The sequence below is a fragment of the Chryseobacterium paridis genome (assembly GCF_016595215.1).
GTDB classification, from domain to species: Bacteria; Bacteroidota; Bacteroidia; order Flavobacteriales; family Weeksellaceae; genus Chryseobacterium; species Chryseobacterium paridis.
On the sequence record NZ_JAENHK010000010.1, the window covers coordinates 2342853 to 2358347 of the forward strand.

General features: G+C 34.6%; 18 protein-coding genes. 6 read left to right on the forward strand and 12 right to left on the reverse strand.

Going from position 1 to position 15495, the window contains the following annotated elements; genetic code table 11:
- Positions 1-3: 3 nt before the first annotated feature.
- Positions 4-1482, forward strand: coding sequence for an alpha-amylase (locus JHL15_RS20025; protein WP_200248705.1), 1479 nt, complete (start codon positions 4-6; stop codon positions 1480-1482).
- 273 nt (positions 1483-1755) lie between these two features.
- On the opposite strand, the gene JHL15_RS20030 is transcribed toward JHL15_RS20025, so the two are convergent.
- From JHL15_RS20030 to JHL15_RS20045, 4 genes are all read right to left on the reverse strand, one after another.
- Positions 1756-2052 (reverse strand): hypothetical protein, encoded by a 297-nt coding sequence (locus tag JHL15_RS20030; RefSeq protein ID WP_200248708.1) that lies wholly within the window; start codon positions 2050-2052, stop codon positions 1756-1758.
- 86 nt (positions 2053-2138) lie between these two features.
- Positions 2139-2390 carry a hypothetical protein gene (locus tag JHL15_RS20035; RefSeq protein ID WP_200248710.1) on the reverse strand — a complete coding sequence of 84 codons (252 nt, stop codon included), beginning with the start codon at positions 2388-2390 and terminating at the stop codon, positions 2139-2141.
- Positions 2391-2608: 218 nt separating this feature from the next.
- A complete protein-coding gene (locus tag JHL15_RS20040) occupies positions 2609-3943 on the reverse strand; it encodes a carboxylesterase family protein (RefSeq protein ID WP_200248713.1) in 1335 nt (444 codons plus the stop codon).
- A gap of 192 nt (positions 3944-4135) precedes the next feature.
- Positions 4136-5038 (reverse strand): helix-turn-helix domain-containing protein, encoded by a 903-nt coding sequence (locus JHL15_RS20045; protein WP_200248716.1) that lies wholly within the window; start codon positions 5036-5038, stop codon positions 4136-4138.
- A gap of 131 nt (positions 5039-5169) precedes the next feature.
- Between JHL15_RS20045 and JHL15_RS20050 the strand changes: the two genes are divergently transcribed.
- Together JHL15_RS20050 and JHL15_RS20055 are read left to right on the forward strand one after the other, a co-directional pair.
- A complete protein-coding gene (locus tag JHL15_RS20050) occupies positions 5170-5577 on the forward strand; it encodes a cupin domain-containing protein (RefSeq protein WP_200248718.1) in 408 nt (135 codons plus the stop codon).
- 31 nt (positions 5578-5608) lie between these two features.
- Entirely contained in the window at positions 5609-6661 is a 1053-nt protein-coding gene (locus tag JHL15_RS20055; protein WP_200248721.1) for an NAD(P)-dependent alcohol dehydrogenase, read from the forward strand.
- Between the two features lie 75 nt (positions 6662-6736).
- Here the strand turns inward: JHL15_RS20055 and JHL15_RS20060 are convergent, their stop codons facing one another.
- Positions 6737-7114, reverse strand: coding sequence for a winged helix-turn-helix transcriptional regulator (locus JHL15_RS20060; RefSeq protein ID WP_200248723.1), 378 nt, complete (start codon positions 7112-7114; stop codon positions 6737-6739).
- A gap of 169 nt (positions 7115-7283) precedes the next feature.
- Here JHL15_RS20060 and JHL15_RS20065 point away from each other — a divergent pair, with 169 nt between their 5' ends.
- Positions 7284-8168, forward strand: a complete 885-nt coding sequence (locus tag JHL15_RS20065) for an NAD(P)H-binding protein (RefSeq protein ID WP_200248726.1) — start codon at positions 7284-7286, stop codon at positions 8166-8168.
- Positions 8169-8437: 269 nt separating this feature from the next.
- On the opposite strand, the gene JHL15_RS20070 is transcribed toward JHL15_RS20065, so the two are convergent.
- Positions 8438-9718 (reverse strand): alkaline phosphatase family protein, encoded by a 1281-nt coding sequence (locus tag JHL15_RS20070; protein WP_200248728.1) that lies wholly within the window; start codon positions 9716-9718, stop codon positions 8438-8440.
- 473 nt (positions 9719-10191) lie between these two features.
- Between JHL15_RS20070 and JHL15_RS20075 the strand changes: the two genes are divergently transcribed.
- Both JHL15_RS20075 and JHL15_RS20080 read left to right on the forward strand, forming a co-directional pair.
- Positions 10192-10536: a hypothetical protein gene (locus JHL15_RS20075; protein ID WP_200248731.1), complete on the forward strand. Its 345-nt coding sequence runs from the start codon at positions 10192-10194 to the stop codon at positions 10534-10536.
- Between the two features lie 355 nt (positions 10537-10891).
- Entirely contained in the window at positions 10892-11284 is a 393-nt protein-coding gene (locus JHL15_RS20080) for a hypothetical protein (protein WP_200248734.1), read from the forward strand.
- Positions 11285-11764: 480 nt separating this feature from the next.
- Here the strand turns inward: JHL15_RS20080 and JHL15_RS20085 are convergent, their stop codons facing one another.
- The 6 genes from JHL15_RS20085 to JHL15_RS20110 form a co-directional block, all read right to left on the reverse strand.
- Complete coding sequence (locus JHL15_RS20085) at positions 11765-12619, reverse strand: GNAT family N-acetyltransferase (protein WP_200248736.1); 855 nt, start codon at positions 12617-12619, stop codon at positions 11765-11767.
- A gap of 173 nt (positions 12620-12792) precedes the next feature.
- Positions 12793-13188, reverse strand: coding sequence for a cytidine deaminase family protein (locus JHL15_RS20090; RefSeq protein WP_200248738.1), 396 nt, complete (start codon positions 13186-13188; stop codon positions 12793-12795).
- Positions 13189-13285: 97 nt separating this feature from the next.
- Entirely contained in the window at positions 13286-14071 is a 786-nt protein-coding gene (locus JHL15_RS20095) for a T9SS type A sorting domain-containing protein (protein ID WP_200248740.1), read from the reverse strand.
- Positions 14072-14074: 3 nt separating this feature from the next.
- The gene (locus JHL15_RS20100) at positions 14075-14602 is read right to left on the reverse strand and encodes an ankyrin repeat domain-containing protein (protein WP_200248742.1); all 528 of its coding nucleotides are present in this window, start codon (positions 14600-14602) and stop codon (positions 14075-14077) included.
- Complete coding sequence (locus JHL15_RS20105; protein WP_200248744.1) at positions 14599-15144, reverse strand: YceI family protein; 546 nt, start codon at positions 15142-15144, stop codon at positions 14599-14601. Before JHL15_RS20105 ends, JHL15_RS20100 begins: the two co-directional genes overlap by 4 nt.
- Before the next feature lie 11 nt (positions 15145-15155).
- Positions 15156-15494 (reverse strand): c-type cytochrome, encoded by a 339-nt coding sequence (locus tag JHL15_RS20110; protein ID WP_234047816.1) that lies wholly within the window; start codon positions 15492-15494, stop codon positions 15156-15158.
- Position 15495: the final 1 nt, after the last annotated feature.

Sequence of the window (15495 nt, forward strand, 5' to 3'; positions counted from 1 at the left end):
TGTATGAACCCAACGATGATTCAGTTTTTTCACTGGTACTCAGATGGAAATCAAACACTCTGGAAAGAGGCTCAAAAACAATCCGATTATTTAGCAGAATTAGGAATTACTTCCGTGTGGTTCCCCCCCGCTTACAAAGGCACCAGTGGAGGGTATTCAACCGGATATGATGCTTATGATCTTTTCGATCTGGGAGAATTCGACCAGAAAGGAAGCATTCCCACCAAATATGGAACAAAGGACGATTATATAAGTGCTGTTCAGTCTTTGAAAAAAAATAATATCCAGGTGATCGTGGATGTTGTATTGGGCCACAAAGCTGGCGGAGATGAATTAGAAACATTAAAAGCGGTGAAGGTAGATGAGAACAACAGGGAAAAAGTAATTTCTGATGTCATCGAAATACAGTCCTATACAAAATTTACCTTTCCCGGAAGAAACAAAAAGTATTCTGATTTTGAATGGAATGCTACTTGCTTCAGCGGTGTAGATTATGCAGAAGGCATGGATTCTCATATTTATAAAATACAGTCTGAATACGGAAACGACTGGGAGGAGATGATCGATGATGAAAAAGGCAATTATGATTACCTGATGTATAACGACATTGAGCATCGTAACCCTTTTGTACGGGAAGAACTTAATACCTGGGCAAAATGGTATTTTGATCAAACCGATTTTGATGGGGTAAGGCTGGATGCCTTAAAACATATTTCATTTGATTTTTATAAAGAATGGCTTACACTCATTCGATCTAACTCTGGAAAAAATATCTTTGCTGTTGGGGAATATTGGGCTCCCGGCTACTTGAATTTACTTCAGAAATATATCGAAGTTACGGAAGGAGCCATGAGTTTATTCGATAGTTCTTTACAAAACAATTTTCATACTGCATCCAAAGAAGGAGGATCTTATGATATGAGAAGAATTTTTGATGAAACCTTAACCCAGGCAGATCCTTTACATTCAGTAAGCCTTGTCGACAACCATGACACTCAGCCTTTGCAAGATCTTGAAGCTCCTGTTGAAGAGTGGTTCAAACCGATCGCTTACGCCTTAATTCTGTTGAGAGAGGATGGTTATCCATGTATATTCTATCCTGATCTATACGGGGCTCATTATGTGGATAAAGACAGAGAGGGAAACGACCAGGAAATTTTCCTGAATAAAGTTGATCGAATTGAAGAATTATTGAAGGCAAGAAAGGAACATGCCTATGGTGCACAAAAAGATTATTTTGAAGATGCTAATTGTCTGGGCTGGGTTCGTGAAGGAGATGATGAACATATAGGTTGTGCGGTTGTTCTGAGTAATAAAGATGCTTACAACAAACCTATGGAAGTAGGTGAAAAATATATTGGAAAAAGTTTTTACGATCTTCTTGGCAGATTTGAGGAAAAGATAATTATTGATGAAAAAGGATGGGGAAATTTCCTGGTTCCGGCTGGAAATGTCAGTGTCTGGATTCCAGAACAAGCATAAAGTGAGATCACAAGAAATGGCCGAAAAATAATTTCCGGCCATTTTTTGTCATATTAATAAGACACTTTATGGGTTAGCAATAAATATATCTGCAATTCCATATATCAGTAGCCCATTCACAACATTGATTATCTTCGTTGGAAGTACAGCATACTCTGTCACGAATAGCGCCTCCGGCTTTTAGAGTTTTAAGCTCTTGACGCTCTATTTTTCGTATAGTGCGTAATGGTGAATTAGTCTTTTTCATTTTAGAATATTTTTAGTTGATTAAGTTTAGTAGTCACTAAAGCATGTATATGGACATGGGTCAGAAGTTACATAAGAGTAGGTTCCACAGTAGCAGGTATGCATCGGACCAGTTGTACCTCCTCCTGTACCTCCTCCGCCAGTACCACCACCAGATGGGTTATATGGAACACAGCGACCGTTTTCACAGATATAACCTGGGTTACATCCTCCTTCTCCGGGACCAGTGTCTGAAATACAATAGGCAGGGTCTCCGGGAGATCCTGCAAGCAGATTTTTAAGTGTATCTCTGCTTAATTCATTCCATTTAAAATTCGTAATCATAATTGTTTAGTTTTTTTTTAAATTAATAAAAACGGTAATATTCTTGAAATTAGTTTTTCAAACTTAGATCAGCTTTTATCCTGATCTTATGTAGTTTGTTCAGGATCAGGTCCACCTATTCCACCACCGGTCCCACCACCAGTACCTCCGCCACCTGTACTTCCTCCTCCGGTGCCGCCACCATTATTTCCGGAAAGCTCACATCCATATGGACCACATACTAACGGATAAAGACACTCTTCTCCTCTGGCAGATACATTGGTGCATCCTTCACCACCTGCCAGTACTTTTCTCAGAGCTTCTCTGCTCAATTGTTTTTGGAAAATTTTGATTTTCATATTTATTACATTTTATAAATTTAACACTCAAATATAATAAAATATCAAACGTATCATTGAATAAAATTCACTAATTAATGATTTTTAAATACGAAAAACGCATTCTTAACACGAAGAACGCTAATACATTACACAAATATCCACTAATAAGCATAAATCATTAGTTACAAACATGTTATCTGTAAAGCCATTTGGAGTACTTGCATTAAAGTATGAATTTAAATTTTCCGGAATTCCAGAATTTCCGGCTTCTCAGATTGATCTGTTATTTTTCCTGTCCGGGCAAATTCCGCCCAAACCGCTCGTAATTTAATCCCATTTTCATGAATATATTCCCAGGGAATATTTTTTAATAATCCCGCCGATTTCCATGCGTCCTCATTACCAAATAACAAGGGCAAATCAATACTGTGAGCCGCTCCTATTTCATTCTCAGCTAGTTTTGAATAAATCCTGAATAGATATACATTCCCTCCTGCTTTCGCATAGTTGCCAGCAAAAACCTCAGCAGGTTTTCCATAGATCTTTTCTGTAGTAAGCTGTACTGTTTTATTCATGATCTTTTGTCCAAAACCTTTTCCAAAATAGGTATTAAGAGCTTCAGATGTTTTAAGATAGAATGCAGTTTCATCATTATTTAACCCGATCAGCACATCATATTCTCTGGCATTGGATATCCATCTATCTTCTGTCTCATGTTCATTGCATAAAGGAGGAAATCCATATTGGGTGCCAAAAGGCATTACCGCTTTTAAACCATATTTTATAACTGAGGGAACATGTTTCTTATATTCGGTTACCATTTTTACAACATCAGTTTCATGTTTTAAAAAGTCAGTTTTTTGCAGGAATTCAGCAGACATTTTTTGCCGGCTATGACGAAGTCCTAATGGAGCACTCTGAATAATTACCCGCTGGAATAAACCTTTAACACCTTCCGAAATCATCAGGTGCGCAATAGCATCACCACCAGACGATTGCCCCAACAGCGTAATATTTCCGGAATCTCCGCCAAAGCTTTCAATATTTGTTTTAATCCACTGTAACGCTTCAATGATATCAAATAATCCAAGGTTGGCTGGTCTTTCTTCTGTTCCTCCTAAGAACCCAAACAGCCCCAGACGATAAGAAACTGAAACGACAACAATATCCTGCTCTTTCACCCAGTCACTCGCATCGGAAGTTGGTACATCTCCACAGCCAATTTCGTGAGAACCACCATGGATCCAAACCACTACGGGGAGTCTATTATGTTCATTTTCAGGGCGAATAACAGAAAGGTATTGAGTAGATTCATCTACTTCAAACCGATCAAGATCAATAGGTCCTATCAATTTTTCAATTAATGGGCTAATACTTTGTGGGCAAACCGGAGTTTTATCTGGAAAAATAATTTCAGAAGCCGATGGTTCTATGGGAACTGGCATTTGAAATCTTTTAGAATGGGCATAGCGGATACTTTTGGCTTTGATAACGCCATTTTCTTTAATCGCAATAATTTTTGCAAAAGGAGTCTGAAAAGTATGAGTACCGATATGCTGTTGTTCTTTCATTCTAAAGAAATTTCTCCCTTTAAAATTAATTCACTTTTTTGATAAATACGAATGTATATGAAAGAAAATACCTATTTCTGTGATTCGCTTCAATACAAATGACACAAATTCTAAGCACAAATTCCACTAATAAACGCACGGAAATATTTTGTGTTATTCGTGAGCATTAGTATTTATTAGTGTTAAATAAAATCAGTTTAAGGTTTTATACTCACTCGGAGACACTCCAACTTTAGCTTTAAATAACCTTGTAAAATGTTGTGGATATTTAAATCCAAGATCATAAGAGATTTCACTAATCGATTTTGACGGGTTATAGATTTCTTCTTTGGCAACATCGATTAGTTTATTATGAATAAATTCCTGAGCAGAAATGCCTAATTCTTTTTTAATTAAATCTCCAAAATAGTTCGCCGAAAGATTAAGTTGTTCTGCAAAATAATTAACCATTGGAAAGCCAATATTTTTAGGTTTATCAGACTTCAGATAATCGCTTAATAGATTTTCGAATTTTCCAATAACTCCCTGATTGACATGATCACGAGTGATAAATTGACGGTCATAAAACCGCATGCAATAATTAAGAAACAGCTCTACATTGTTTACAATTAAAGATTTACTGTGTTTATCAATAGATTGTTCTAATTCAAATTTTATATTTTTAAAACACTCAAGAATAATCTCTCTTTCTTTTTCGGAAAGATGAAGGGCTTCATGCACATCATAGGAAAAGAATGAATAATCTTTGATATTTTTACCTAAGTTCGTTCCTTTTATCAAATCAGGATGGAATATCAATGCATATCCACCAGGCTGTCTATAGGTTCCATCACTACTTAGTCCATAAACCTGGCCAGGAGCTATAAAAACCAATGTCCCTTCCTGATAATCGTAAGTATTCTTGCCATAATACATATCTCCACACATCACATCCTTAAGAAATACGGTATAAAAACCATAGCTTCTTCTGTATTGGGAAATCGGATCTGATTTGGAAAAATCCACAATGCTTACCAAAGGGTGCAATGTATCATGATTCATCATTTTATTATATTCTGAAACACTACTGATTATTTGAATATCTTGATTTTCCATAGATTACCTTTTAAATCTTATTCAAAATTACCACTTTCTATTTTACTTTTCATGTTGCCTGTAAAATTGGTACATGTTCCTGTAATCTGTATAAGTACTGTTTACTGAAAAGAATCGACTTTTGCATTGTTATGGAAACATTCGAAAACAAAAACATCTTTCCCAAAGGAGAAAAAGCCCCTTCAGAATATTTTTCAGGAGGTACAGCATGGGTAAATATTTTAAAATCCAATACTGATGAACTCAATTGTCAGATCGGAAATGTAGTCTTTGAAGCAGGCTGTAGAAATAACTGGCATTCTCATGGTGGTGGTCAGATTTTAATTGTAACTTCAGGAACAGGGTATTATCAGGAGCAGGGACAACCTATTCAAATCTTAAATCCCGGGGATGTCATCAACATACTTCCCGATATCATTCACTGGCACGGTGCTGGTCCGGATAATGAATTTACACATATTGCCATAAACCCTAATACCCAAAATGGCATTGTAGAATGGATGGAACCCGTAACGAATGAAGAATATAACAATTTATAAACTAAAACATTAACTTAAAATTTAAAAACAAATGAACACATTTACAGTAAGAGCGTACGGAGCAGAGTCTACTACGGCAGACTTGAAGGAAATGAATATAGAAAGAAGAGAGGCAACACCCAATGATGTAGAAATTGAAATTCTATATTGCGGGGTTTGTCATTCAGATCTTCACACAGCCAGAAACGATTGGGGAGGCACGATCTATCCAGCTGTTCCTGGACATGAAATTGTGGGAAGGATAACCAAGGTTGGCAGCGATGTATCAAAATTCAAAGTTGGAGACTTAGCAGGGGTTGGCTGTATCGTAGATTCATGTGGAACTTGTGAAAGTTGCAAGCATGATCTTGAGCAATATTGTCTGAATGGTTTTACAGGAACATACAACGGAAAGGATAAACATTTGGGAGGTCACACTTTTGGCGGATATTCTCAAAAAGTAGTTGTGGATTCCAATCATGTTTTAAAAGTACCTGAAAATTTAGATTTGGCAGCAGTTGCTCCACTTCTTTGCGCAGGAATTACGACATGGTCTCCTTTGAAACATTGGAACGTGGGGCCTAATTCAAAAGTTGCCGTTGTAGGACTTGGAGGATTAGGACATATGGCAATTAAATTAGCTAAAGGATTAGGAGCTGAAGTAACATTGTTTTCAAGAACACCGGGTAAGGCGGAAGATGCTAAACAATTAGGAGCTGATCATGTAGTGATTTCTACAGAACAATCAGAAATGGACTCTGTAAAAGGAAAGTTTGATGTGATCATCGATACAGTTCCTTATGTACACGATGTAAATCCTTATATTACTACTTTAAATATCAGTGGAACACTAGTTATTGTTGGTTATTTAGGAGGGCTGGAACCTATCTTAAATACCGTTCCAATGATCATGGGAAGAAAATCAGTGGCAGGTTCTGTAATCGGTGGTATTGCTGAAACTCAAGAGATGCTGGATTTCTGTGGTGAGCACAATATTGTTTCCGAAATCGAAACCATCAAAATGAACGAAATCAATGAAGCGTATGAAAGAATGTTGAAAAGTGATGTAAAATATCGTTTCGTCATCGACATGCAATCTTTATAATTCTTCGGATATTTTTTTAATAGAAAGGCTCTTCGTAATTGAAGAGCCTTTTGTATTTTTAGATTATATGATCTGTTACATTACAGGTTTCCAGTTGTGTTCTCCTTTCATATCCTGAAAAGCCCAATCTGCCATTGCATCAATTACAGGAGCCAATTTATTCCCGGCCTCGCTCAATTCATAGGTGACATGAGGTGGAACAACAGGCCTGGCAGTTCTTATGATCAAGCCATCTGCTTCTAATTGTTTTAAATGCTGAATCAGCATTTTTTCTGTCACTTCAGGAATCGCTCTTTTTAATTCGCTGTATCTTTTCTCCCCGGTGGATAACTGAAATAAAATAATGGGTTTCCAAAAACCGCCAATTTTTTCCATAACATACATTACCGGACATTGATCCAATATATTCCGTCTGTTTTCCTGAATCGTAGAACTTTCTTTAATAACTGTCATGATACATACTTTAGGGTAAGTACTTGTATAAAAGTAAGTACAAATATAACTTTGTTCTCAGAAATAAAAAAATATTTATTATGAAATCGCAATCACCTGATCAATAATAAAGACTAATAAGTATTCAGCGATTGCATATGACCATTAAAAAACAATAAAAATTTTACATATGAAAATTATAATCACAGGTTCATTAGGAAATGTAGCAAAGCCATTGGCTCAACAATTAATAGCAGAAGGACATGATATTACTGTCATCAGCAGTAACGGATCTAAAAAAAGCGAAATCGAATCATTAGGAGCAAAAGCAGCGATCGGTTCTATCACTGATCTGAATTTTTTAAGTAAAACATTTGAAGGAGCAGATGCTGTATTTGCTATGACACCTCCTAATATGGGTGCCACTCATATAGTTGAAGAAACTATAAATGTAGGAAAAAACTATGCTGAAGCAGTAAAAAAAGCAAATGTAAAACGTGTTGTTATGTTAAGCAGTGTAGGAGCAGCTTCACCCGTGGAAACGGGCCCAATTAAAGGTCTTCACCATATTGAAAACATTTATAAAGGATTGGAAAATACATCTGTAACATTTGTCCGGGCAGGGTATTTTTATAATAATTTTTTCAATGATATTCCATTGGTTCAAAATGCAGGAATTATTGGCGGAAACTATCCTGAAAATGGGAACATCCCACTAGTTCATCCTACTGATATTGCAAAAGCAGCAGCCGAAGAATTAGTAAAAACCTCAGGGGATAAAAATATAAGATATGCCGTAGGTGATATTCGTAATCCTTCGGATTTTGCATCTGTTTTAGGCTCAGCCATTGGAAAACCGGAATTACCTTGGGTAGAATTTACGGATGAAGAATATTTGAACGGAGCAATTCAGGGAGGTCTTCCTCAGGAAATGGCTGAATTATATACTGAAATGGGTAAAGGAATGAGAACAGGAGTGGTACAAGCTGATTTTATTGAAAACGGTTCTCCTGTTACTGGCAGTATAAAATTAGAAGAATTTGCTAAGGAGTTTGCTGCTCACGTTAATATGTAAGACTAATTTCTTTTGTCTTGAAACAAAAGAAACAAAAGTTCAAGACTGGAAACTCAGGCTAAAAATGAATTCTGTTCTCTAAAAATTCTAAACTCGTGCGGATTTCATTTGAGTTTATTATTTAATTGATACACCGCACTCAAACAGTAGAATTTTTTTAACATTCACAGAACACATTTTTTAACCGCCTTCGATTCCTAGGTCAACAGATACAGTTTCGGCGGACCAAAGGTCCGCCGAAACTGTTTTTTATCTAATATAAATCTTGCTTATTTGTCTTTCAAAGTTTCTTTTAAAACTTTCAGTTTCCCATCAATAGGTTGGTCAATTTTCAATCCCAAAATCTCTGCAACTAAAGGATAAACATTTACATTCGTAAATTCATCCACTACTACATTATTTTTAAACTGTGGTCCCCATGCAAAAAAGGTAGCTTTCATTTCAGGAACCAGTCTCGGATTATATCCATGTTTACCAACTGATGTTTTCTTTCCTTTTTCTAAAAATATTTTTGGAGCTTTTGGAATCAAAAGAATCTGCCCTATCCTGTGATATTGATCATCCCTTGTTCCGAAGTGAAGGTATTTAGGAAGCCTTTTATCTAAATAAACATCATAATCCTCTGTTTTATTAGCTTTAAGTTCATTATAAACCGCTTTTGTTTCTTCAGGATTCTTAACCACAACTCTCAACAATGTCTGCGAGTTATAAAAATCAAATCTATCTTGATTTAAAAGCATTGCAGGAATTTCTAAAGGTGCTCCCCCATCCACTTTTATCATTCCATGATCGGATACAAAAATAAAATTTACATTCTTTAATCCTAATTGAGTTACTTTCTGAACCAATTCGCCAATTGCATTATCTACTAAATGGACAGCATCTCCGGTTTCTTTAGTATCAGGTCCAAAATGATGTCCGCTTCCATCTACTTCCGGAAAGTATAAAGTAATAAAATGAGGCCTCTTATCCATTGGTAATTTTAACCAATTCACCACTCTATCTACTTTTTCAGAAGGAGTGAACTGATCATGATAAGGGTAATAATAAGTGGGTCTTTTTCCTCCTGCATCACTTGCTGAACCTACCCACATCATAGTAGCCGAAATCATTCCTTGCTTTTCAGCTAATCCCCAAATTGGGGTTCCACCATACCAACTTCCGTCTTCAGCATTATTTTTATCACTCATTGCATAAAATTCCTTTCTCTTATAATCATAGAAAAAGTTATCAATCAAACCATGATGTGCAGGATACAATCCGGTAATTAAGCTCCAATGGTTAGGAAATGTAATGCTGGGATAGCTTGGGATCATTGCTTTTGCCTGAACTCCATCATTAGATAATTTTAAAAGATTTTCGGCATTGTATTTTTTAGCATAGTCATATCGGAACCCATCTGTAGAAATCATAATTACATAAGGTTTTGTCTGGGCATCTACGCTATTATATCGATTAGGTATTACAACTTGTGTTGTATCGACTGGTGCTTTCTGAGCCCATCCCATTACCGAAATAAACAGTAGTAAAATTTGTATTCCGCGCTTCATTATAAAAATTTTTGGCAAAGTTACGCCCTGTGTTGTTATCAGAAAAGTTTAATAGATTAAAAGTATATTAAAGAAGTTAAAAACTCATTGATTATTTTAGTAGAAAACCATATATAAATAGCTAAAATTGTCTTTTTAAACAAGACAATATAATAGTTAGTAAATAACTTTAGGAATAGAATTAATTTTGTAAAGAATAAGTAATGAGTTTGACTCCCCATATAAGCAAGAAATAACAACAAGGATAGTATGAAAACTAACATAATTTACATATTGATTTTATTTACTTCCTTTTCTTGTAAAAAAGATGAAACCAAGAGTTTTAAAGAAGAATTAACCCAGTCTATCCAAAAAAAATTACACAGGAGCTTAAATAAGATGGTTCTACTTTAGAATTCATTCAACTTGTAAAATTTGATACTTTAAAAGAATGGCAAGAAGCTGACTTTGTATCTAACTATTCTACTCAAAGATTGATAATATTAAATAAACAACAGCAACAGTTAACAAAAGAGCTTGAAAATGTTAAAACAATAAAGGATTTGGAATTAATCAAATTAAAATATGCAAAAGTAGAGGACAGTATGAAACACGAAATAAAAATTATAAAAAGTGTGGAGTATTTGAAACCCAAAAATACTAAAACAGGTAATTATCAGGCAATTTTTCTCTTACAAGTTCATGATCAAAAATCCAATACGGTTAAAAATGATTCGTTATTTATGTTTACAAATGAAAAAAAAGTAATCTTCACATCAACACAATTTATTGAACAGCGTATTGCTAAGTTCAAAAAAACTAATCTGAATCCCCGCTGATGTATTCTATGACAGAAGCAATTTAAACGATTACATTACTTTATTAAAAGAGCAGAATGAGTCCCTCCGCTGCTCAAAGTCTCTGACTTTGAGCCGAAAAATAAACAAAGTCAACTCTTAAGAGTTGACTTTGTTGTATGCCAAGCTTTCTTTAAAGTTCATATATTTAAAATAAAAATAGATAATATGAAATAAGACTATATTGTAATAAATCAAGAGAAAATTCATTTATACAAGTAATGGCTCAAAGTCTGAGACTTTGCGCAGCGAGGTGGAAAAGCTATATATTTTATAACTGATCCTACAAAGAAAAAAGATCGCTTAATATTTCAAACCTATCCTTAATATTTAAATTATGCTAAAACTAAATATCTATTTAATATTAATAATTACAATTATTTCTTGCAAATCTAAAATTAGTAAAACAGATACTCAAATTCAGGCAAGTGTTAAAACAATTGAATTAGATTCGTTAGGAAGTGTTTATATATATTATTGTAAGCCAAAAGGAAATAATGATATTTATAGAATTTTAACTCCAAAAAAAACAAATTCTTGTAAAATTAAAATAATTCTAAACAAAACATATAAAATGGTACTTGAGGATTTATCATCCCCAATATTTAATTCTCAGATTAAAGGACTTTGGTTTAACAATACACGTGTTCCTATAAAAGATAAAACAGGGAGGTCAAGCACTATTTATACAACATATAATCTTGAAGGGTTGTGCTATATTAAAAAATGATATGCATTCTTATTTAGATCAAAGTTATAAATGTAAGTAGTAACTTCCTATAAATATAAGTACAACGAGAAAGAACTCCAAGAGAATGGAATGTATGATTATGGGTAAGAAAGTATATGTGGATATTGGAAGATGGGAAGTTGTGGATCCGCTGGCGAAACAATATCGTAGATGGTTACCTTACAACTATACAGTAAATAATCCAATAATGTTTATTGACCCTAGGTCGTGGTACAGAAAGTATCCCTGCTGCGCAAAGTCTCTGACTTTGCACCGAAAAATAAACAAAGTCAACTCCTAAGAGTTGACTTTGTTGTATGCCAAGCTTTCTTTAAAATTCATATATTAAAAATAAAAATAGATAAGATGAAATAAGGCTATATTACAATAGATCAAGAGAAAATTCATTTATAAAAGTAATTGCTCAAAGTCTGAGACTTTGCGCAACGGGTATTTTTCTTATAGGAGCAGTATTCTTTATTATAATTCAGTAGTAATATAATTTACCATCTCAAACTGCGACACCCAATTTTCAAGCCCCATTGCAGTAAGAAACTGGGATGTACATTCTGAAGAATCATCTACATTATTCACAACAATCACCTTCCCTTTACTCATCTCTCCTATTGTTCTAAAAATATTTGTTCCGATATTATTTCTTCTATTGTTTTTCTTAACAGCAATCTGATATACTTTTCCTATCTCAGGATTAAAAATCGCGTACCCGACCAGCTCATCCTTATTATAAGCACCGAAGATCATGCAATCTTTTTTCATTTGCTCTACAACCATAGGAGAGCTCTGCCATGAAGGTTCAATATCCCAGAAACACTTGAATAACTCCCAGTCAAATTTATCTATTTGCTGAATATTACTCTCAGAGTTCCTTTCTGTAATATTAATATTTCCTTTGAAACAAAGTAATTTTCTAGTGGTCTTAAATCCTAAGTTAGTGTATGCTCTTATAGCAGGATTATTTCCTTCAATAACCTCAAGCATCAATGCATTGCTCTTTCTATCTTTTAGTATTGGAAAGATATAATCATACATTTTTCTTACCAATCCTCGTCCCCGATAATCAGGAACAACTCCAGTTCCAGCATTGTAAATGATTCGTTTTCCAGCTTCTATTTTTTCGGCATGTAGGATAAAACCCACAATTTGATCTTCATGGAATGCTCCTACCGAAAGAGTCATATCAATCTTTTCAACATTAATCTTATAGATAAGCTGTTCTTCTACCAAATGAAAGGGAACCAGATAATCGGAGAAAGAAAGATTAAATACTGATAAAAGATCTGTAATACTAAGGTTTGTTAAATTTCTGAATTCCATAGATATTATTTTGTTAGAAGTAAAATTATTGAATTTGAGTAATGTGGCTGGGAATAATATAAGTATATAGTAGGTCTCGATACATTTTTCTCCTGAACGACGCTCGCAGGACTACATCCTGTATGTCGAAAAACACTCGACCTGACGATAGCTATCTTTTAAAACTACTAATACTACCATTCTCTTTCCAGGTCTTCTTTCCAGTCGAAGGGTAATAATTCTTTTAGCATAATAAATACTCCATTTTTAACCTCTACGATTGCATCAAGATTTTTTCTGGAAAGCTGGCTCATGAGTTCACGGCACCGACCACAAGGAGGTACAGCATTTCCATCACTTCCAACAGCAACCACGGCTGTGATATGATGTTCTCCATTTTTAAGCATTTCAGACACCGCACTGTGCTCTGCACAAAATCCCATAGAGCATGCCGTATCAATACTAATTCCTGTATATACATTACCGGTTATTGTTTCAATAGCGGCTGCAACCCCTCCGTATTCCACAAAATCATTTAGTTTATTGACATTTGCCAATTGATAAGCTATACTCTTTAATTCTTTTTTCATGAACTTGTTTTTGAATTTTTATAAATACTTACTCAAGTTTATATATAATAAAAATACCTCTATTTCTAGAGGTATCACAAATAATATTATTTTTTAATTATTCTTTGATCAATTTTTCAAAAGATAAAGTTCCGTCCTTCAATGTGATTTCGAAATAATAAGTTCCGGATTTTAAATCAGAAACGCTTATACTTTCACCATTAAGCTTTACAGTTCTCAATTTTCTACCTGTTGTTTCGTAGATGTCAATAGATTTGATTCTATCTGCATTTTTGAAGTTTACAGTTTCTTTTGCAGGATTGGGATAAAGAACAATTTTATTGTCTGCTGCATGAACATCATTCACGCCTAATACGGCAGAAAAAGATGCTGTTGCATATCCTACGTTAGCTGTTCCACCATGAGGAGCAACAGTATTCGTCGCATTAGCAGGTCTTGGTCCCGCAAAACTAATAGAGTTTGTAGTAGCATAAGGCATTTGATAATCATTAGGGTCTGAGTTTGTCAAAGCCCTTGTTAGAGTCAATGTTCTTATAGTTCCCGAAACAACATCACTTACGATCGTCCAGTCTTGTGAACTATCTAATGGGGGTTGCGTGAATCCTACAAAATTTCTATCCGTCAGTTTTGGAGTAGTAACAGAAGAATAAACTACAGCATCACCTGACGCCATGCCAAATCCTGCACTAACACCAATTCCCAACCCAAACCATCTGTCAGCGGGCCCCTTTAAAATCAAAGTTACTTTAGAAGTTGCATTATCCAGAGTAAAATTGGCAGTTATCCCATTATTAGGAGATAACGGTACATCACCTGTGGTCTTTTGTTGTGAAACGCCAAAAAAACCTGTTAATAGAAGAGAAAAGAGTACAATGTTTTTCATATTTTAATTTTTAAGTTGGTTGATAAGTTCTTGATTTTTTGAAAGGACAGCATATTCAAATGCTGTATTTCCTTGTTTGTCTTTTAAATTTTTATTCGCTTTATTTTTCATGAGAAGTTTTACCATTTCTATATTTCCCAATTTTGAAGCAAAAATAAGAGGAGTTGTTCCTACAGCATCTGCCGTATTGATATCTGATTTATGATCTAATAATTTTTGGGTTAATTTCAGATCGCCTTTATATATAACTGCCATCAGCGCTGTACCCATTGAAGAATTATAATTGATATTCTTCACTTTATCCATCAAAAAATCAGCGACTTCAAGATTTCCCCTGTAACATGCTAAAATAAGGGGAGAAAAACCACTTTCGTTAGTCTGGTTAATAACATCCGGGTTTTGTTTCATTTGTTCCTTAACCTCAGCAACAGTGCCGCTTCTCGCAATATCAAAAATTGACTTTGCTTTTTCCTGAGCAGATACCAAAGAGAAACTCAGCAGTACACCTAGGATAATAATTAGCTTTTTCATTGTTTTACAAGGATATAATTATATTCTACATTAATATTTTCAGCTATTTTTTTTGTAACCATTTTTGGAATGGTCACATTAAAATCTGCAGGTCTCGCTACAAAAGTTCCCTGCATATATATTTTTCCATCCTTGGACGAAATATTAGCTGTGGACGAAACAGGTTTATTGACACCATGAAAGTTCAACGTCCCTTGTACCGTGTATTTTTGTGGAGTTGCGGTAAGTTTACTTTTATCAAAATTTGAAATTTTCCCTGTAAAAGTTGTTTTCGGATACTTTGCTGTTTCAGCATAGCTTTCATTGAAATGCTCCTCCATCAATTTTACTTTAAAATGAAAGTTCTTCACTACCGAAATAGATGCCATATCGCCTGTATCTGCATTTACTACGGCAACATTATTATCATCCTGAGCATATACATCTTCGAATAAAGGTACAGATGCTTCAAACGTTACTTTACCTGTTTTAGAACTATATTTTTGAGCTAAAACAAGATTGCCGGAGAGCAGCGCAATCATTAATACTATTACTTTTTTCATTGTTTTCAATTTTAATTTTCAATAAGACCATCAGTTTTCCATTTGATAAACATATTAATCTGGGATGGAGAAAGGGATCCTCCCTGAGGCATTTTTCCCGGATCTCCGTTCGGTCTCTGAATCCTGTCTAAAATCTTATCAATATTATTTTTAACCTGATTATAATTTGTTAAAGCCTGAGCTCCGGGAGAATGACAAATAACACAATTGGCTTCAACAATTGGTTTTATGTCTTTTTCATATTTAATCTGCTCAGTAATTGGAGTATGATCAGAAATCTCTTCGTATGTTCTGCTTTCACAAGAAATAAGCAAAGCTCCTGATGATAATATAAATAGTAACTTCTTCATC